Annotated in this window: 18 protein-coding genes; 10 read left to right on the plus strand and 8 right to left on the minus strand. The window is 71.7% G+C overall.

Going from position 1 to position 17,842, the window contains the following annotated elements; genetic code table 11:
* Positions 1–14: 14 nt before the first annotated feature.
* The 3 genes from ACNTMW_RS01110 to ACNTMW_RS01120 all read right to left on the minus strand — a co-directional run bounded on the left by ACNTMW_RS01110 (position 15) and on the right by ACNTMW_RS01120 (position 2,172).
* Complete coding sequence (locus ACNTMW_RS01110; protein WP_426631384.1) at positions 15–929, minus strand: sulfotransferase domain-containing protein; 915 nt, start codon at positions 927–929, stop codon at positions 15–17.
* A gap of 240 nt (positions 930–1,169) precedes the next feature.
* Positions 1,170–1,688, minus strand: a complete 519-nt coding sequence (locus ACNTMW_RS01115; RefSeq protein WP_426631385.1) for a polyketide cyclase — start codon at positions 1,686–1,688, stop codon at positions 1,170–1,172.
* Complete coding sequence (locus ACNTMW_RS01120) at positions 1,678–2,172, minus strand: transposase family protein (protein ID WP_426631386.1); 495 nt, start codon at positions 2,170–2,172, stop codon at positions 1,678–1,680. Before ACNTMW_RS01120 ends, ACNTMW_RS01115 begins: the two co-directional genes overlap by 11 nt.
* Positions 2,173–2,458: 286 nt before the next feature.
* Here ACNTMW_RS01120 and ACNTMW_RS01125 point away from each other — a divergent pair, with 286 nt between their 5' ends.
* Positions 2,459–2,929: a DinB family protein gene (locus ACNTMW_RS01125; protein WP_426631387.1), complete on the plus strand. Its 471-nt coding sequence runs from the start codon at positions 2,459–2,461 to the stop codon at positions 2,927–2,929.
* Between the two features lie 269 nt (positions 2,930–3,198).
* Here ACNTMW_RS01125 and ACNTMW_RS01130 read toward each other — a convergent pair whose 3' ends face one another.
* Together ACNTMW_RS01130 and ACNTMW_RS01135 are read right to left on the minus strand one after the other, a co-directional pair.
* Positions 3,199–3,657, minus strand: a complete 459-nt coding sequence (locus tag ACNTMW_RS01130) for a pyridoxamine 5'-phosphate oxidase family protein (protein WP_426631388.1) — start codon at positions 3,655–3,657, stop codon at positions 3,199–3,201.
* Positions 3,658–3,715: 58 nt separating this feature from the next.
* Positions 3,716–4,777 carry a LacI family DNA-binding transcriptional regulator gene (locus ACNTMW_RS01135; RefSeq protein ID WP_426631389.1) on the minus strand — a complete coding sequence of 354 codons (1,062 nt, stop codon included), beginning with the start codon at positions 4,775–4,777 and terminating at the stop codon, positions 3,716–3,718.
* 182 nt (positions 4,778–4,959) lie between these two features.
* Between ACNTMW_RS01135 and ACNTMW_RS01140 the strand changes: the two genes are divergently transcribed.
* From ACNTMW_RS01140 to ACNTMW_RS01170, 7 genes are all read left to right on the plus strand, one after another.
* Entirely contained in the window at positions 4,960–6,285 is a 1,326-nt protein-coding gene (locus tag ACNTMW_RS01140) for an ABC transporter substrate-binding protein (RefSeq protein WP_426631390.1), read from the plus strand.
* A gap of 3 nt (positions 6,286–6,288) precedes the next feature.
* Positions 6,289–7,209 carry a carbohydrate ABC transporter permease gene (locus tag ACNTMW_RS01145; RefSeq protein WP_426631391.1) on the plus strand — a complete coding sequence of 307 codons (921 nt, stop codon included), beginning with the start codon at positions 6,289–6,291 and terminating at the stop codon, positions 7,207–7,209.
* Positions 7,206–8,096: a carbohydrate ABC transporter permease gene (locus tag ACNTMW_RS01150; RefSeq protein WP_426631392.1), complete on the plus strand. Its 891-nt coding sequence runs from the start codon at positions 7,206–7,208 to the stop codon at positions 8,094–8,096. Before ACNTMW_RS01145 ends, ACNTMW_RS01150 begins: the two co-directional genes overlap by 4 nt.
* The gene (locus ACNTMW_RS01155; protein WP_426631393.1) at positions 8,093–8,929 is read left to right on the plus strand and encodes a sugar phosphate isomerase/epimerase family protein; all 837 of its coding nucleotides are present in this window, start codon (positions 8,093–8,095) and stop codon (positions 8,927–8,929) included. Before ACNTMW_RS01150 ends, ACNTMW_RS01155 begins: the two co-directional genes overlap by 4 nt.
* On the plus strand, positions 8,926–10,050 hold the full coding sequence (locus ACNTMW_RS01160) for a Gfo/Idh/MocA family protein (protein WP_426631394.1): 1,125 nt from the start codon (positions 8,926–8,928) through the stop codon (positions 10,048–10,050). The genes ACNTMW_RS01155 and ACNTMW_RS01160 overlap by 4 nt, the downstream gene beginning before the upstream one ends.
* A 9-nt stretch (positions 10,051–10,059) precedes the next feature.
* The gene (locus ACNTMW_RS01165; RefSeq protein ID WP_426631395.1) at positions 10,060–10,929 is read left to right on the plus strand and encodes a sugar phosphate isomerase/epimerase family protein; all 870 of its coding nucleotides are present in this window, start codon (positions 10,060–10,062) and stop codon (positions 10,927–10,929) included.
* A 241-nt stretch (positions 10,930–11,170) separates the two neighbouring features.
* Entirely contained in the window at positions 11,171–13,384 is a 2,214-nt protein-coding gene (locus ACNTMW_RS01170) for a discoidin domain-containing protein (protein ID WP_426631396.1), read from the plus strand.
* A 59-nt stretch (positions 13,385–13,443) separates the two neighbouring features.
* Here ACNTMW_RS01170 and ACNTMW_RS01175 read toward each other — a convergent pair whose 3' ends face one another.
* A complete protein-coding gene (locus tag ACNTMW_RS01175; protein WP_426631397.1) occupies positions 13,444–13,776 on the minus strand; it encodes a putative quinol monooxygenase in 333 nt (110 codons plus the stop codon).
* A gap of 216 nt (positions 13,777–13,992) precedes the next feature.
* On the opposite strand from ACNTMW_RS01175, the gene ACNTMW_RS01180 reads away from it, so the two are divergent.
* Positions 13,993–14,463, plus strand: a complete 471-nt coding sequence (locus ACNTMW_RS01180) for a universal stress protein (protein ID WP_426631398.1) — start codon at positions 13,993–13,995, stop codon at positions 14,461–14,463.
* A 121-nt stretch (positions 14,464–14,584) separates the two neighbouring features.
* On the plus strand, positions 14,585–15,622 hold the full coding sequence (locus ACNTMW_RS01185) for a serine hydrolase domain-containing protein (protein ID WP_426631399.1): 1,038 nt from the start codon (positions 14,585–14,587) through the stop codon (positions 15,620–15,622).
* A gap of 21 nt (positions 15,623–15,643) precedes the next feature.
* Here the strand turns inward: ACNTMW_RS01185 and ACNTMW_RS01190 are convergent, their stop codons facing one another.
* Positions 15,644–16,624 (minus strand): Acg family FMN-binding oxidoreductase, encoded by a 981-nt coding sequence (locus ACNTMW_RS01190; protein ID WP_426631400.1) that lies wholly within the window; start codon positions 16,622–16,624, stop codon positions 15,644–15,646.
* A 71-nt stretch (positions 16,625–16,695) separates the two neighbouring features.
* Positions 16,696–17,709: an Acg family FMN-binding oxidoreductase gene (locus ACNTMW_RS01195; protein ID WP_426631401.1), complete on the minus strand. Its 1,014-nt coding sequence runs from the start codon at positions 17,707–17,709 to the stop codon at positions 16,696–16,698.
* Between the last annotated feature and the right edge of the window lie 133 nt (positions 17,710–17,842).

Consider the following 17,842-nt stretch of genomic DNA (forward strand, 5'->3'; position numbering starts at 1 on the left):
GCGCACCGGTGCCCTCAGCCGGCGACGACTCCGGTGTCGGTGTCGCGATGCAGCCAGGCCAGCAGCTCCGGCGGTGCCAGCCGGGCCGCCCGGGCCCGGTACCCGGCCAGCTCGTCGGGGGTGAGCAGCGCGCGCCCCGCCCCGGACCGGCCGCGCCGGAAGAAGGCACCGGAGTCTTTGAACACACCGACCGGGTCGGGCACGAGCCGGCCGGCCCGGGCCCGCATCCGGGCGAACGTGGCCGCCTCCACCAGCTCCGGCCAGCGCTCCTCCGGTACCCGGATGCCGAGCCGGTCGGCCAGCCGGCGCATCTGCCCCGCCAGGTCGGCCGACAGGTCGTCGTAGTGCACCAGGACCACGTTGCCGGCGTCGCGGCGGGCCCACGCGTCCGCCAGGTGCGACAGCACGCCGGGCAGGGAGTCCAGCTCCGCGCGCGGGTCGTCGTCGCGGTCGATCCAGGACAACAGCCACTCGCGTACCGACGGCCGCGGACGGGACGGCCGCGACGGCGCGGGCTGGCCGGTGAGCCGGCGCAGCCGGTCGTGGTCGAGGTTCGCGGCCTGGTGGTACAGCGAGACCGCCAGGTCCAGCGGGTGCCGGGCGACCACGACGTACGTGACGCGCGGGTCGAGCGGTACTCCGTCGAGCGGGGTGTGGGTCTTGATGAACCGCCGGTGCCGCTGGGCAGCGAGCCGGGCGAACACCTCGTCGCGAGGCTCGACCAGCCAGTCCAGCCACGGCGACAGCGTCGGCAGTGGCGCCGGCAGGTCCGGGGTGCCGAACACCAGCAGGGCACAGATCATCTGCATCCAGGTGGTGCCGCTCTTGGAGCGGGTACTGATCACGATGTCGCCCGGGCGGAACGGGAAGTCCCGCCATCGGGCGCTGTCCTCGTCGGGTGAGCGGTAGCGGGTGGGGACATCCGGCACGCGCCGAGGGTAGCCGAGCCCCACCGATCGGCGCCCGCCAATTCGTACGGACTGGTGAGTTCACCGGTCCGTACGCCCGCCGGCGTGATCCATCCTGATCCCCACCAATCGCGCGGTCCCGCCCCGACCGCGGCCACCATCACCGGCGACGGCGGCTACCGAGATCGCCCGCAGGCATCGGTCGGCTTGCGATCGGAGCCTGGGCGTGTGCTGGCACGACGCGTGGCGCGCGTCCGTTCTTCATTCCGCGGCCGGGCCCTGATGGTGGTGGCGCTCAGCAAGGTGCTTCAAGTTCAGTAGCTGCCGACGAGCCAAGACCAGGTCGCCGACGGACAGCCCGAGGGCGGCCCAGCGGGTTGTCTGCATGACGACCTTGAGCAGCAAGCGCGTCGTATTGTGCTCCTGGGGCACAAGGACGTAGGACATGAAGCCACCCATGATGGTGCCCGTGAGCTGTTTCCCGGGGTCGACCGAGACGATCCTGCCCAACTTGCGCCCGCCCGCAGTGGTGAATGCTTCTCCGACCTGAGGCTCGGGAAGACCCACCAGCTGTCGCGGTGAGCGGCGGCCGAGGTTGTCAATCCAGTCATAGGCGTACGGCGCAAGTCTCACTTGGGCAACCCACGGCCACACCGCTGTGGCGGGCGCCTCCACTCGCACCCCCCGCCACGCCTGCAGCACGGGTGAGACGACGAAGTCATCGCACGGATAGGAGCGCAATATCTCACTGTCCGTCATGCCCCACCGGTCACCGATCATGCGTCCATCTTCCACCGTCGCCCGGGCATCCGGATCCGCACTGGTAATCGGCATGTTCACATTGACCCACTGAGGTGAAGGATGACGAGCGCCGCGGCGACGATCTTCCCGACCCGCCAGGGTCGAGGTTGACGTTGCGCAACGCCTTGAAGGTCACCTTGAGCAGGGAGTTGCCGCGTTCGCCGATGGCACGCAGCCGGTTGTGGACGCTGTTGAGCTGCTGCTGTACCAGGGTCAGCCGGCCGCCTTGGGGTTTCTTGAACGCGACAGTGATGGTGTCAGACTCGCCTCCATAGCCCAGGTCGCCGAGGGTACGCAGATCACCGCCGGCGTCACGCAGCGCGGGCAGGATCTCGGCGTGGGCATGCACGGCGGTGGTGTCGTGTTCACGACCGGGCCGCACGTCGGAGGTCCAGATCGGCCAGCCGTCCGCGACGGTGAGACCTGAACGTTGCCACCGTGGTTGTCGTGTCTGCCCGACCACCACAGGTCCACGCCCGGAGTGGGTCCCGGGGCGCGGCACCGGTTGGTCTCCACCAGCATCCCGTCGATGGTGGCGTGGCTGTAGCCGGCCGTGTTCGCCGCCAGCAGCGCGCGGTGCGGGCCGGGCGAGCGGGCGGCGAGCACGTCGATGCGAGGGTGATGCCGCCCGGCACGCGCGCTCGTGAGGTGTCGGCACGCTCGCTGATCGATGTATAGCAGCCAAAGGCATCGGCCAATGGCATGATGGGCCGGTGTCAGTACCTGGGGATCCCGAAGCCGCTGTCCTGATGCACTTCCTTGACGCCCAACGCGGCAGCGTCCTGTCCATCCTCGACGGCCTGGATACAGAGTCGTTGAACGCGCGTATCCTGCCCTCTGGCTGGTCACCCCTGGGCTTGATCGAGCACCTCGGCCACGCTGAGCGGTATTGGTTCCAAGTTGTGGCCATGGGCAAGGCCGCCGACCTTCCCTGGTCCGACGACGACGGGCTGGACGGCAACAATCCGCTGCATACCCGGCGATCGCCCGAGGTCGTTTTCGCGTTCTATCGCGACCAATGTCGGCGGTCCAACCTGGTACTTGCATCCACGCCGCTGTCTATGCCACCGGCCGGGCCCGTTGACGTCGATACCGACGACGAGGTGAGCGACCTGCGCTGGATCGCGCTGCACATGATCGAGGAGACCGCGCGGCACGCTGGGCATCTCGACGTCGTCAGGGAACTCATCGATGGACGCACGGGTCTTGGACCTCGCTGAAGTCCGCAATCAACGCGTTCCAGCCATTCGTTGATTGCGGTGATGTCGAGGGCGGCTGGTGCCCGCGCTGCCGCACCACCGCGTGCTCGGTACGGGCTCGTGCCGCCGGCGTCATCCGGTCGGCCGGGGCCGACCCCCGGCACTACGACCCGCCGCCCCGGCGACCGGCGGCGATCCACTGGACATCAGAAGACACCAGGGCCCTGCCGACGTACCGCGCCCGGGGACAACGGTGACACCTCACGCGCCCATGCCGGCACCGGTTGCCGTCAGCCGTCCAGCCAGCTCCCGTCCCGCATCAACTCGCGACCGTCGAGTTCGTTGGCCTCCCGCCAGGACTGGATCCGCCGCGGCCGGATGCGGAAGTACAGGTAGGGCTCGCGCTCCCGGCGCGGGTCGAAACCGGTCCCGGCCGCGAACGCGTCACCGACGTCGTCGGGGATGTCGGCGTCCGGGATCGCCTCCGCCGTCCCCTCGATGAGAACCAGGTCGCGGGTCGGGCCGACGCCGATCCGGACCCTGCCGGTGGCCCGCAGGTTGCGGGCGGTCCTGCTGGTGGCGGTCGTGGACACCAGCAGAGTGTCGCCGTCCCACAGGAATGACAGCGGCACCAGGTACGGCGTCCCGCTCCCGGCGTCGGCCGTGGCCACCCAGGCGTCGACGTCGCGCTCCAGCCGCTCGAGCGCGTCCCGCTTGCGTTGTTCCCGGGTACGGGGCGGTAGGTTCAACTGCCCTCCTCGGATCGAGACGGATCAACGTATGGTATCGAGTCCGCGCCGGACGGTCCTACCGCACCGGTCCGGTCGAGTCGCGGACGGTGAGGTGGGTCGGCAGCACCGCGAGCCGACGCACGGCATGGGGCGACCGCTCGGTCAACCGGGACAGCAGCATGGAGACCGCGACCTGGCCGGCCCGTTCGATCGGCGCGGTCAGCGTGGTCAGTGGCGGGTGGCAGAAGTCGGCACCGAAGATGTCGTCGCAGCCCACGACGCTGACGTCGGCGGGTACCCGGATGCCGCGTTCCCGCAGCCGGGTGAGCACGCCGATCGCGAGGAGGTCGTTGAAGACGAGGCACGCGGTGGCCCCGGTGTTGACGACCGCGTCGGCGGCGGCCGAGCCGGACAGCCGTCCCGGCGGGAACGGCCCGATGCGCCGGGCCCGCAGGTCGTGGCGGGCGGAGGCGGCCCATACGGCGCGCCAGCGGGCTTCGTTCGACCACGAGTTCGCCGGCCCGGACACGTAGACGACGTCGCGGTGGCCGAGGGACGTCAGGTGCTCGACGGCCTGCGAGATACCAGACGGGGTGTCGATGACGACGCTCTGCACACCGCGTACGTCGCGGTTGACGGCGACGAGCGGAACCTCCGCCGCCAGCGCGGCGAGCGCCCGGTCGGACAACCGGGACGCGGCGAGGATCGCACCGTCGATCGACTGCCGCATCTTGTCCAGCATCTGCCTCTCCACCTCGCCGGAGTCTTCCGTGTCGATGAGCAGTTGCGCGTAGCCGGCCGCCTTCAACGGCATCTGGGTGCCGCGGATGAGTCCGAAGTAGAACGGGTTGGTGACGTCCGAGACGAGCAGGGCAACCGTGTCGGTACGGCCGGACGTGAGCGCGCGGGCCTGGGAGTTGGGCACGTAGTGGAGCTGCCGGGCGGCGGTCTCGATGCGTTCCCGGGTGGCCGGATTGACCCGGCCCGGGTTGCTGAGCGCACGTGACACCGTGGAGGTCGCGACGCCGGTCAGCGCGGCGATGTCCTTGATCGTGACCCGGCGTGTCCGGGTACCGCCGCCCCGGGTGCCGCCCTGACGGCCTTCCACCGGGCCGGCAAAGTCCTGAGGCCTGTCCACGGGGCCAGGAAACCAGCGATGGCAATAAATGGCAACCGATTGCCGCCGGATGGCCGGGCTGTTACGGTCGCCTCCAATCCCGCAATCGACAGACGCTCATCGATCTTGTGTTCCCGAACGGTTTGCGCCCGAACCGCCCGGTCTCCGCACGAACAGACGCCTCGACGCCGAGGAGTGCACACATGAGAGCGAAACGCGGCCTTCTAGCGCTCGTCGGCGCGATGCTCCTCGTACCGGCGCTTCCCGCCTGCGGTTCCGGCGCCGGCGCGGACGGCGCGGGAAAGACCCTGACCGTCCTGATCGGAGCCAACTCCATCTATCCGGAACAGCAACGGCAGTGGTTCTCCGACGTCTCCGCGCGCTTCAAGAAGCAGACCGGCGCGACGGTCACGTTCGAGACCTTCGCGTCGCCCAACGACGAGCTGACCAGGATCCAGACCTCCGTCCTGGCCGGTCGGGGCCCCGACATCTACGCGTTGGGCACGACGTTCACTCCGACCGCGTACGCCACGGGCGCATTCGTCCAACTGGACGACAGCGACTGGAACTCCGTCGGCGGTCGGGACAGGTTCCTCCCCGCCACGCTCGGGATCTCGGGTCCGGACCGGAGCCACGAGGTCGGCGTGCCGTTCACCACCCGCCCGTTCGTCATGGCGTACAACACCGAACTCCTGGCGGCCGCGGGCATCGACAAGCCGGCCGACAGCTGGGACGGCCTGCGCGACCAGGCGAAGAAGCTCACCGGCGGCGGCACCTACGGGCTCGCGGTCGCCTACGGCGACAGTTACGACCCGTGGAAGTTCATCTGGGCGATGAGCCTGCAGGCCGGTAACCGACTGGTCGAGGCAGGCAGGGCACACCTCGACGACGCGACCACGCTGAAGGCCTACCGGACCTACCTCGGGTGGCTCGCCACCGACCACGTCGTCGACCCCGCGGCGGCCGGCTGGAAGAACGCCCAGGCGATAGCCGCCTTCGGCGCGGGGAAGGCGGCATTCCTACCGATGGTCTCCGCGACGTCGAAGGTGACCCTGGACAGGTCGGCCGTCGCCGGTAAGTACGCCTACGCCGTCATGCCCACCATTGCCCCGGGCACGGCCACGCCGCCCGCGGGCGGGATGGGCGCGACGAGCATCCTGTCCGGCGACAACCTCGTCGTGGCCCGGTACACCCCGGCCAAGGACCTGGCCCTCGCCCTGATCAGGATGCTCACCAGCGCGGAGTCGCAGGACCTCTACTACCGGACCTTCGGCGAACTGCCGACGAACGCGCAGGCGGCGCAGGCACTGCGCGGCGACCCGGCGCTCGCCGCGATGGTCGACTCGTCGGCGAAGTCGGTCGCGACCCCCTTCACCGGTGCCTGGAGCCAGATCCAGTTGGCGCTGGTCAACGTCGTGGTGCAGTCGGTACCGCAACTGGCGGCCGGAAAGGTCGACGACGGCGCGCTCAGGTCGCTGCTCGGACAGGCCCAGTCGTCGGCCCAGGCGGCACTGGACAAGGTGAAGTAGTCGATGGCCGTGGCGAGAGCGCCGGCCCGACGCCGCGGGCCGACCCGGCGCGACCGTCCGCTGTGGATGCTCGTGCCCGGCGGCCTCCTGACCGTCCTCGTCATCGTCGTCCCCCTGCTGGTGGCCTTCCAGGTCTCCCTGCTCGACCTCGACCAGTACTCCTTCCGGCAGTGGACGGACGCGCCGTTCGTGGGCCTGCGCAACTACGGCGAAGCGGTGCGCCAGTCGCCGTTGGCGCACTCCGTCGGAGTCAGTACGGCGTACTCGGCGGCAGCGACGGTCGCGGCGCTGCCGGTCGGCGTCGCGGCGGCGCTGGCGACGCAGAACCGGTTCGCCGGACGCGCGGTCGTGCGCTCCGTCTTCCTGGTCCCGTACGTGCTGCCCGCCTTCGTGGTCGGCACGCTGTGGCGGACGATCCTGCAACCGGCCGGCGTGGCCAACCGGGCCCTGGCCCCGCTGGGCCTGGACACCGGCCTGTGGCTCAACGGCCCCCGGAGCTTCTGGGCGCTGGTCATCGTGCAGGTCTGGGCCGGGTGGCCGTTGGTGTACCTGCTCACCCTGGCCGGCCTGCAGTCGGTGGATCCCGCGGTGCACGAGGCCGCCGCCCTCGACGGCGCCGGCTGGTGGATGAAGCTGCGTTACGTCGTCTTTCCGTGGCTTCGCGGACCGGTCGCCCTGGCGACGGTCGTGTCGTTCCTGCACGACATCAACAACTTCACGCTCCCGTTCGTGCTCTTCGGCGTGCCCAGCCCGCACGACGTCGAGGTGCTACCGGTCCTGACGTACGTCGAGAGCTTCCAGAACTTCCGGTTCGGCCTGAGCGCGGCCATGGCGGTGCTGTCCGGCCTGCTCGTCGCGGTTCCGCTCGCCGTATACCTGCGGGCCGTACGGCTCGACGTGGGTGAAGAGGAGGCGACATCGTGACGCGCGCGAACCCCGCCGGCCGCGGACGCCGCCGGGCGGACGTCGGGCGGCTGCTGCCCCGGCCGGTGCAGGTACTGGTCAACGCCTGCCTGCTGACGGTGGTGCTGGCCCCGATGCTGTACCTGGTCTTCGCGTCGGTCAACTCCGACCTGTCGATCGCCCGCGGGTCGTTCCTGCCCACCAGCCTGCACCTCGACAACTACCTGCGGATCTGGTCGACCGTGAGCCTGGGCCGGGGACTGGTCAACAGCGTCGTCGGCGCCGGCGCCGTCGCGGTCGTGTGCGCGCTCGTGTCCGTCAGCGGCGCGTACGTCCTGGTCCGGCACGGCTTCCGGGGTCGGCTCGCGATCCTGCGCGGACTGCTCGCCCTGCAGAGCATCCCGGGCACGCTGCTGCTGTTGCCGGTCTTCGTGCTGTTCACGAGCGCGGCGACGACGCTCGGCATCCAGGTGGTCGGCACCCGCTGGGCGTTGTTTCTCACCTACCTGACGTTCGGGCTGCCGTTCTCCACCTGGGTGATGGTGACCTACCTGCGCGGGCTGCCGCGCGAACTGGACGAGGCGGCCCGCATCGACGGCGCGTCGTCGTGGCGGATCCTGACCCGGATCATCGTTCCGCTCAGCTGGCCGGGCCTCGTCGTCGCGGGCATCTTCGCGTTCCTCCTGGGCTGGAACGACGTGCTGTTCGCCTCGGTGCTGACCGGTCCCGACACCCGTACCGCGGCGGTCGCGCTGCAGGTGTTCGGCGCGACCCAGGAGGGCGGCGCCGTTCCCGTGTACGGGCAGCTGATGGCGGCCGCCCTGGTGTGCGCCGTCCCGGTCGTCGTGCTCTACCTCGTCTTCCAGCGGTACCTGGTCAGCGGCCTCACGGCGGGAGGGATGAAGTGACCTGTACCTGGACGTTGAGCGGCTTCGGTGACGAGATCGACCCGGACCCGGTGGTGCAGCTCGCGGTCCTGCAGGCCCTGGGGGCGCGGCACGTCGAGGTCCGCGGCGCGTGGGACACCAACGTCGTCGAGCTGACCGACGATCAGGTCGACCGCCTCGGCACGCTCGTCGCGCACCGGGGCATGGCCGTCTCGGCCGTCGCGTCGCCGGTCGGGAAGTCCGACGCCTTCGACCCGCCCGACGCCGAACTGGAACGGCTGAAACGGGCGGTCGCGGTGGCGCACCGGCTGGGTAGCCGCTACGTCCGCGTGTTCTCGTTCTACCGGGCCGACGGCGTGCCGGTGTCCGACATCCGCGATCCGGTGCTGGCCCGCATGCGCGCCTTCGCGGACCTCGCCGAGCGGGCCGGCGTGGTCCTGCTCCACGAGAACGAGAAGGGCATCTACGGCGACGTCCCCAGCAGGATCGTCGACCTGGTCGAGGCCGTGGGCTCCGAGGCGCTGCGGTTGGCCTGGGACAACGCGAACTTCGTGCAGGTCGGGGTGCGTCCCTTCACCGACGGGTACGCCCCGCTCCGGCCGTACCTGGCCTATCTGCAGGTCAAGGACGCGATGGCCGGCACCGGCGAGGTGGTGCCGGCGGGCGAGGGCGACGGCGAGCTTCGGCAGACGCTGACCGCGCTGCGCGACGACGGGTACGCGGGCTTCGCGTCGCTCGAACCCCACCTGGCGCGCCAGCACGCGCGGGGCGGATTCTCCGGCCCGGCCGCCTTCGGGCGGGCCGCCCGCGCGTTCCGGACCCTGACCACCTCGATCGGAGTGGAGTTGGCATGAACGTCCCGCTCTCGGTCGCCATCGTCGGCAGTGGCATCATCGCCCACAACCATGCCGAGGCGATCGCGCGCCATCCTCGGCTGCGCACCACCGCTGTCGTCGACCCGGTGGCCGCGGCGAGCGCGAGCCTGGCCGACCACGTGGCCGACCTGACGGGAGGGCCGCCGCCGGGGCGCTACCCGACCCTGACCGCGGCGCTGGCCGACCGCGCCGTCGATCTGGTCGTGGTCTGCGGGCCCAGCGGTACCCATGCCGAGGTCGCCGAGGAGGCGCTCGCCGCCGGTGCGCACGTGGTCGTCGAGAAACCCCCGGACGCCACGCTGGCGCGGGCCCGGCGACTGGCCCGGCTGGCCACGGAGGCCGAGAAACGCGGGCAGGTCTGCTCGGTCATCAGCCAGCACCGGTTCGACCCCGCGAGCGTGGCCGTGGCGCGCGCGGTCGCCGACGGTCGACTCGGCCGGCTGACGTCCGCCGTGGCGTCGGTCGCATGGTGGCGCGGCCAGGATTACTACGACTCGGCACCGTGGCGCGGCACGTGGGAGCTCGACGGCGGCGGCGCCGCCATGAACCAGGGGATCCACACCGTCGACCTGCTGGTATGGCTTCTCGGACAGCCGGCGGAGGTGTTCGGGTGCACGGGCCTGCTCTGCCATGACCGCGTCGAGGTCGAGGACGTGGCGGTGGCGACGGTACGGTTCGCCTCCGGCGCCCTGGCCGTGCTGCACGCGACCACCGCGGCGTACCCGGGGCTCGCGGTGCGGCTGCAGGTACACGGCTCGCGCGGGTCCGCGGTCATCCACGACGACCAACTGGAGTACTTCCACGCGGCCGGGGACGCCCCGGCGGAGCGGGCGAACCAGGCGACCCGGGTGGTGCCGGCCGGCGAGATCCGGGGCGTGGCCCGGGCGGCGGACAGCTTCGTGGTCGGCCACCTGCGCCAGTACGGCGACATCGTCGACGCGATCGAGCGGGGGCGTCCGGCCGCCGTCCGGGTCGACGACGCGCTGCTGGCGTTCGCCGTGGTGAAGGCGGTCTACGTGTCCGCGACCCTACGCCGGCCCGTCGCGGTCGGTGACGTACTCGACGGTGGGTTCGACGACGTCCGTGTGACGACGAGCTGAGGAGACGGCGTGAGGTTCTCGGTCTTCACCGCGTCCACCCCGGAGTGGACCCCGGTCCAGGCGGCGACGATCCTGGCCGGGCAGGGCTGGGACGGGATCGAGTGGCGCGTCACCGATCAGGACGACGCCCCCGAGCCCGGGTTCTGGTCCGGCAACCGCGCGACCTGGCCGCTGACCGGCCTGGAGGACAACGTGTCCGCCATCGCGCGGATCACCCGCGAGGCGGGGCTGGAGTTCTCCGGCATCGGCGGGTACGTCCGCTGCCACGACCGGCGCGGCGTCGAGCGGATGCTGGCGGTCACCGCCGCGCTCGGCGCCGGACGGGTACGCGTGACCATGCCCGGCGTCAGCGACGGCGACTACCGCGACCTGTTCGACGCCACCCGGCGCGACCTGGAGTGGGTCGCCGGCCGGGCGGCGTACCACGGGGTCACCGCGCTCGTCGAACTGCACCACGGCACGATCGTCGCGTCGGCGTCCGCGGCCGTCCGGCTCGTCGACGGGTTGGACCCGGCGCGCGTCGGGGTCATCCACGACATCGGGAATCTGGTCATCGAGGGCTACGAGGACCCCTCGGCGGCGTTCCGGATGCTCGGCCCGTACCTGGCGCACGTGCACGTCAAGAACGTCGCGTGGCGCCCGGACGGGCGCGCCCCGGACGGCTCGGCGGTGTGGACGCCCACGTGGGCGCCGCTGCGGGACGGCCAGGCGGACCTCGCGTCGTACCTGTGGGCCCTGCGCGCCGCCGGCTACGACGGCTGGGTGACGGTGGAGGATTTCTCCACGGTCGTGCCGCTGGCGGAGCGCACCCGCGACAACCTCGCCTACCTGCACGCGATCGGGGCCGAGCCGCCGCGGCCGGACCCGGGCGCCGCCTGAGGTAGCCCACGCATCGACGGCGAGCGATTGGCCGGGTGCGGCCATCCGCGCCCTCCACCTGCCCTTCTTTCATCACGCCAACGTTTCCGCGACTTATCTTGACAGTTAAATAAAGAGCCATAATTATCGATGGCACATCGCACCACACCACCTTCCGGGCCGGCCACCCCGGCCCCGCGCTCCCCCCACATGCCGGCCGCGCCGACGCGCGTCACGTCCGGCCACACCCCATCCCAGGGAGATGTCCATGCAGTTCGTGTCCGCACCGGCGGTCCGCCTCCGAAGATCCGCCTACCTCCTCGCCGTTGTCACGGCGGCCCTGGCCCTGGTCGCCTGCTACGTCGTGACGGCGACACCGTGGGCCAACGCCGCCACGACGCTGCTGTCACAGGGCAAGCCGGCGACGGCGTCGTCGACCGAGAACGGCGGTACGCCGGCCTCGGCGGCCGTGGACGGCAACACCGGCACCCGCTGGTCCAGCGCGTTCTCCGACCCGCAGTGGCTCCAGGTCGACCTCGGCACCACGGCCACCATCAGCCAGGTGGTGCTCCAGTGGGAGACCGCGTACGGCAAGGCGTACCAGATCCAGGTGTCGGGCGACGCCAGCACCTGGACGACCATCTACTCGACCACCACGGGCACCGGCGGCACCGAGACCCTCAACGTCAGCGGCACCGGCCGGTACGTGCGCATGTACGGCACCGCCCGGGCCACCGGCTACGGCTACTCGCTGTGGGAGTTCCAGGTCTACGGCGACACCGGCGGCAACCCCGGCCCGACGTCGACGCCGACCGGCCCGCCGCTGCCCGGCGGCGGCTCGCTCGGCCCGAACGTGGTCGTGTTCGACCCGTCCATGTCGAGCGCCAGCATCCAGAGCCGACTGGACCAGGTCTTCGCCCAGCAGGAGCGCAACCAGTTCGGCAGCGAGCGGTACGCGCTGCTGTTCAAGCCCGGCACCTACAGCGGCCTGAACGCCCAGATCGGCTTCTACACGTCGATCGCCGGCCTGGGCCGCAACCCCGACGACGTCACCATCAACGGCGACGTCACCGTCGACGCCGGCTGGTTCAACGGCAACGCCACGCAGAACTTCTGGCGTTCGGTGGAGAACCTGGCGGTCGTGCCGGTCAACGGCACCGACCGGTGGGCGGTGGCGCAGGCCGCCCCGATGCGGCGGGTCCACGTGCGCGGCGGCCTGAACCTGGCACCCAACGGCTACGGCTGGGCCAGCGGCGGCTACATCGCCGACAGCAAGATCGACGGTACCGTCGGACCGTACTCCCAACAGCAGTGGTACACCCGCGACAGCCAGATCGGCGGCTGGACCAACGGGGTGTGGAACATGGTGTTCTCCGGCGTGGCCGGCGCCCCGGCGCAGAGCTTCCCGAACCCGCCGTACACCGTGCTCGCGCAGACCCCGGTCAGCCGGGAGAAGCCGTACCTGTACGCCGACGCGGGCGGCAACTACAGCGTGTTCGTGCCGTCGCTGCGGACGAACTCGCAGGGTACGACCTGGAGCGGTGGGTCCACTCCGGGCTCATCGATCCCGCTGTCCCAGTTCTACGTGGCCAAGCCGGGTGACTCGGCCGCCACCATCAACCGCGCACTGGCCCAGGGCCTGAACCTGCTGTTCACGCCCGGCGTCTACCACGTCAACCAGACCATCAACGTGACCCGCGCCAACACGGTCGTCCTCGGCCTGGGCTACGCCACCCTGATCCCGGACAACGGCGTGGTACCGATGACCGTCGCCGACGTCGACGGGGTCAAGGTCGCCGGCCTGCTGTTCGACGCCGGCACGGTGAACTCGCCGGTGCTGCTCCAGATCGGCCCGTCGGGCTCGACGGCGAACCACGCCGCCAACCCGACGTCGATCCAGGACGTCTTCTTCCGCATCGGCGGCGCCGGTGCCGGGAAGGCGACCACCAGCCTCGTGGTCAACAGCAGCAACGCGCTCATCGACCACATCTGGGCCTGGCGCGCCGACCACGGCTCGGGCGTGGGCTGGACGGTCAACACCGCCGACACCGGTCTGATCGTCAACGGCAACAACGTGACCGCGCTCGGCCTGTTCGTCGAGCACTACCAGAAGTACGAGGTGATCTGGAACGGTCAGGGCGGGCGGACCATCTTCTTCCAGAACGAGCTACCGTACGACCCGCCCAGCCAGTCCGCGTGGCGCTCTGACGCACGGGGGTACGCGGCCTACAAGGTGGCGGACTCGGTGACCAGCCACGAGGCCTGGGGCATGGGCAGCTACTGCAACTTCACCGCCGACCCGTCCATCGTGGCCGAACACGGCTTCGAGGCGCCCAACCGGGCCGGCGTGAGGTTCCACGACCTGCTCACCGTATCCCTGGGCGGCATGGGCACCATCGCCCACGTCATCAACGACGTGGGCGGGGCGGCGACCGGCACCGCCACGGTCCCGGTCAACGTGGTCAGCTATCCCTGACCGTCGCCACCCGGCCGGTGTCCGCACTCCGGGCACCGGCCGGACCCATCCGGCGCGGCTCAGCGCCGCTCGGGGACCGCCATCTCGCCGAGCAGGGACCAGTCGTCCTGCGGGACCGTGACGTTGACGATCCGGGGCGTCTCGGCGAGGTGCGGCGGCAGGGTCTGCTGCGCCTTCCGGAAGTACTCCGACTGTACGTGCGCCGCGCCGGCCTCGTCGTCGCGGAACGCCTCGACCAGCACGTACTCGGTCGGGTCGGCAAGGCTGCGGGACCAGTCGAACCACAGGCAGCCCGGCTCGGCGCGGGTCGCCCGGGTGAACTCGTCGGCAATCTGCGGCCACTGGTCGGCGTACTCGGGCAGGACCCGGAACTTCGCGGTAATGAAGATCATCTAATCTCTCCCGGCTGGGATGTTGAGCTGCTGAGCTGCTGAGCTGCTGGACGGGCGTGCTCCTCGACGCGACCCACCCTGAGTCTAGTCCGGCGACCGTGGCGGACGATCTCGCCGACCACCGGCGGCGGTGCACCGTACCGAGCGGCGAAGGAACCACCCGGTACGGGTCCTTGGGCCCTGCCGGCCACGGGCGGAGGCGACGAACGTTCAGGTATGACCAACAGCGCAACCGACCGCCGCATCGTGGTCGGGGTCGACGGGTCCGAGTCGTCCCGGCACGCGCTGCGGTGGGCGATCGATCAGGCCGCGCTGACCGGCGCCACGGTGGACGCGGTCAACGCCTGGGAACTGCCGACCTACGCCGGGATGGCGCCGGTCGTCGACACCGGAGACGAGGCCGAGGCCCTCAGCAAGGCCGGCGAGCAGATGCTCGCCGAAACGCTCACCGCGGTCAGCGGCGACCACCCCACGGTGGCGATCCGCTCCCGGGTGGTGCAGGGCCACGCGGCGTTCGAGCTGCTGCGCGCCGCCGAGGGCGCCGACCTGCTGGTGCTCGGCTGCCGGGGGCACGGCGGCTTCATCGGCGTGCTGCTCGGATCGGTCAGCCAGTACTGCGTGTACCACGCGAACTGCCCGGTCGTGGTGGTCCGGGGGGCGTACTGCGCCGGCGACGGCGGCACGTGACCGTCACGGGCGCGGACCACACGCGCCGCGGGGGCACGGGCTATGCGGCGCTCGGCGGCTGTGCCGCAGTTCATCCCGTCCGGGTCTCGTGCCGGGTGCGGCCGGCGGCGAGACTGACCGGGTGACGCGCGGGACGGACACCGACGACGTGGTACGCGCCCTGCAGGCCGCGTGCGACCGGCAGGCACTGCGGGTTACCAGCGGTATCGACGACATGGCCGGCTACCTCGCGGCCGGGGTACGCGACCTGTCGCACCGCGAGGTGATCGGCCCGCTGCGGCCCGGAGCCGGTGCCAGCGGGATGATCGTCCACCGTGGCCGCACTGCCGCCAGGTGGGGCGACTGCTCGATCGCCGAGATGTGCTTCAGCGCCACCAAGAGCGTGCTGTCGACCGTCGCGGGGCTGGCCTACGACCGTCGCCTGCTACCCGACCCGTACGCCCCGGTGGCGGCGGCCGTCGATCACCCCGCGTTCACCGGCCCGGACGCCCGCGAGGTGACCTGGCACCACCTGTTGCAGCAGACCAGCGGCTGGGACGGGGAGCTGTGGGGCAAGCCGTCGCGGGTGGACGCGCAGAGCGGGGACTACCCGCCCGGTACCCGGTCCGGCGACCGGTGGGCCTACAACGACGTACGGGTGAACCTCCTGGCCCTGGCGCTGACCCTGCTCTGGCGGCGGCCACTGGCGGACGTGCTGCGCGAGGAACTGATGGATCCGATCGGCGCGTCGCCGACCTGGTCCTGGCACGGGTACCGCAACGCGTTCGTGGCTGTCGGCGGACGGCGGGTACCGGTGGTCAGCGGCGGCGCGCACTGGGGCGGCGGGCTGTGGGCGTCGGCCGGCGACCTGGCCCGTCTCGGCGTGCTGTACCTGCGCCGCGGCCGGTGGCGCGGCCGGCGCCTGCTCAGCGAGGAATGGATCGACGCGACCTGGCAGCCGTGCGACCGGAACCCCGACTACGGGTACCTGTGGTGGCTCAACACCCGGCAGCGCGTGTTCCCCACCGCGCCGGCCAGCGGCCGGTGCGCGCGCGGCAATCTCGGCCGCCACCTGCTCTGGGTCGATCCGGACCGCGACCTCGTCATCGCGTCGCACTGGGGCGAGGACGTCGGCGTTCTGCTCCGGGAGGCGTCGGCCATCGTCACACCGGCCACCTGACCCGGCCGGGCGGGACGGCGGTCAGCCCTCGACGATCTCGTCGACCGCCAGGCGCGGCGTGACGGGTGGTTCCGGGGCCTCGGGGTCGGGATAGCCCAGCCGGAGCGCGAGGTACGGGTACCCGAGGCCGGACAGCATCCGGCGCAGCGCCAACCGGGTGGCCAGCACCTCCACCACCGCGCTGATCGGCAGTACGGACAGGCCCTGCACGGTGGCGGTGAGCCAGCCCGCGCTGAGCGCCTCGCCGGCCCGCAGCCAGTCCATCGGGCCGTCGCCGTCGCCGTGCAGGATCGCGTACACGGCGGCGACGTCGTGGCCGCCGTCGACGGGCAGGGTGCCGGGCGGGCCGAAGTAGCGCCCCGGCACCTGGGTCTGGGGCGGCTGCTGGGGCACGGCGGCCGACGGTACGCCGGTCGCGTCCGGACGCTCGCCGCCCACCCAGTGGGCGATCTCGGCGCGGTGCGCCTCCTCCCCGACCTCGGTACGGTCGGCGGCGGACATCGCGGCGGCCAGATCGACGACCTGGTCGCCGCGCAACAGGTACAGCCGCACACCCTCGGCCGCCACCTCGGCGGCGACGCTGTCCAGCGCCGCCTGGTCGACCGGCCGATCGGCGACCGGCCGCCGGTCGGTGCGCCGCCGCGCCGTCGCGGCCAGCAGCACCTCGGCGTGCTCGTCACGCTCACCGCACCCGACGACCGTGACGGTGGCCAGCAGGTCCGGCGCGGCCGGATCCGGCAGCCGCTGCACGTCCACCTGCCAACCGGCCGTGGCGAACGCCAGCCGGACCTGGTGCAGGGCGGCGCCGCAGCTCACCGTGAGCAGCCGGCCGTCGGGGTCGGCGACCTCCAGCTGGCGGCCACGGTCGGCGTACAGGCGCAGGGTCCGATCGTCGCTGATCTGCCATCGCCACGGCTGGGTGTTGTGCACCGACGGGGCGGTGCGTGCGGCCTCGACGGCGGCGCGCAGTGTCGCGACGTCGCTCTCGTGCGTCTGCATCATCGATCGTCCTTCACCGGCCGTTTCCCCGCTGCGACGGGATCCAATCACTTTTCTACCCCGCGCGGGTCGGGTCAACCGGAGCGCTCCACCACCTCGGCGGACGCGCGGCGCGCCGCGGTCGCCAGCGGGCCGTCGGCGGGCACCCCGAACCGGAGCGCGACCATCGGGTACCCGGCACCGCCGAGCAGGTCCCGCAGCAGTGCGCGGGCGGCCGGTACCTCGATCACCTCGCTGATCGGTGAGGCGGCGAGCCGCTCCGCGGTGGCGGTCAGCAGGACGGCCGACAGCGCCTCCCCCGCAGTCATCCAGCACAGCGGGGTGTCACCATCGCTGTACAGGATGCCGTAACGGGCGTGGCGGTCCACCAGCTCGGACGTCTCCGCGCTGGGCAGGCCGCCGGGGTCCAGGTCGCGCAGCGGTACCGGCCGCTGTTCGTGCCGGGCCGCCGTGGCCGGCCGGATCCCGTCGGAGCTGTCGCCGCACCGGCCGGTCCAGGCCGCCAGCTCGGCCCGGTACCGCGGGTCGGCGCGCTCGGTCTCACCGGCCCGGGCCGCGGCGACCGCCAGCGTGACGACCTCCTCCGGATGCAGCAGGCGCAGATGCGCCCCGTGGTCATCGGCGGCGACACACAACCGGTCCAACGCCGCTGCGGGTACCTCCACGTCGGCGAACGGGCGACGGTCGGTGTGGCGCAGCGCCATCGCCAACTGGAGGCGTACCGCCTGTCGCCGCGGTGGACCGGTGGTGCCCGTGACCCGGATGCGGGCCAGCAGGTCGGGATCGCCGGCGTCAGGGAGGCGGGCGACCTCGGTGGCGAACCCACCACCGGCCAGCGTGACACCCGCGTGATGCAGCGCGGCGCCACAGCTGATGGTCAGCAGCCGGCCGTCAGGGTCGGCGGTACGGAGCTGGCGCTGCCGGTCGGCGCGCAGGTCGGCAGCGTCGTCGGCGATACGCCAGCGCCACGGCTGGCTGTTGAAGATCGATGGCGCTCGTCCCGCGGCGACGGCGGCCTGGGTCAGCGCGCGGGTGGCCGGGCGCCCCTGCCGGGCTGCGATCGGCTCGGTGAACTGGATCATAGCCATCCGGACCACCTCCCGTGCTCCACCCTGACGCAGGGGGCTACGGCCGCCGCAGGGCCATCCGGCCCGTTCCACTCGGGAGATAAGTCGGACAAATAATGCGGTTCGGGTCTCCACGAAGCCGGTCCGGCCCGCG

Origin of the sequence: Planosporangium spinosum (assembly GCF_049999945.1) — a bacterium.
Taxonomy (GTDB): Bacteria; Actinomycetota; Actinomycetes; order Mycobacteriales; family Micromonosporaceae; genus Planosporangium; species Planosporangium spinosum.

What these genes read in the sequence shown, in the direction of transcription:
- ACNTMW_RS01175 (WP_426631397.1), bottom strand. Translation starts at nt 13,776, where the DNA reads ATGATCTTCATTACCGCGAAGTTCCGGGTCCTGCCCGAGTACGCCGAC.
- ACNTMW_RS01160 (WP_426631394.1), top strand. Translation starts at nt 8,926, where the DNA reads ATGAACGTCCCGCTCTCGGTCGCCATCGTCGGCAGTGGCATCATCGCC.
- ACNTMW_RS01140 (WP_426631390.1), top strand. Translation starts at nt 4,960, where the DNA reads ATGAGAGCGAAACGCGGCCTTCTAGCGCTCGTCGGCGCGATGCTCCTC.
- ACNTMW_RS01170 (WP_426631396.1), top strand. Translation starts at nt 11,171, where the DNA reads ATGTCCATGCAGTTCGTGTCCGCACCGGCGGTCCGCCTCCGAAGATCC.
- ACNTMW_RS01195 (WP_426631401.1), bottom strand. Translation starts at nt 17,709, where the DNA reads ATGGCTATGATCCAGTTCACCGAGCCGATCGCAGCCCGGCAGGGGCGC.
- ACNTMW_RS01115 (WP_426631385.1), bottom strand. Translation starts at nt 1,688, where the DNA reads ATGATCGGTGACCGGTGGGGCATGACGGACAGTGAGATATTGCGCTCC.
- ACNTMW_RS01180 (WP_426631398.1), top strand. Translation starts at nt 13,993, where the DNA reads ATGACCAACAGCGCAACCGACCGCCGCATCGTGGTCGGGGTCGACGGG.
- ACNTMW_RS01190 (WP_426631400.1), bottom strand. Translation starts at nt 16,624, where the DNA reads ATGATGCAGACGCACGAGAGCGACGTCGCGACACTGCGCGCCGCCGTC.
- ACNTMW_RS01125 (WP_426631387.1), top strand. Translation starts at nt 2,459, where the DNA reads ATGCACTTCCTTGACGCCCAACGCGGCAGCGTCCTGTCCATCCTCGAC.
- ACNTMW_RS01145 (WP_426631391.1), top strand. Translation starts at nt 6,289, where the DNA reads ATGGCCGTGGCGAGAGCGCCGGCCCGACGCCGCGGGCCGACCCGGCGC.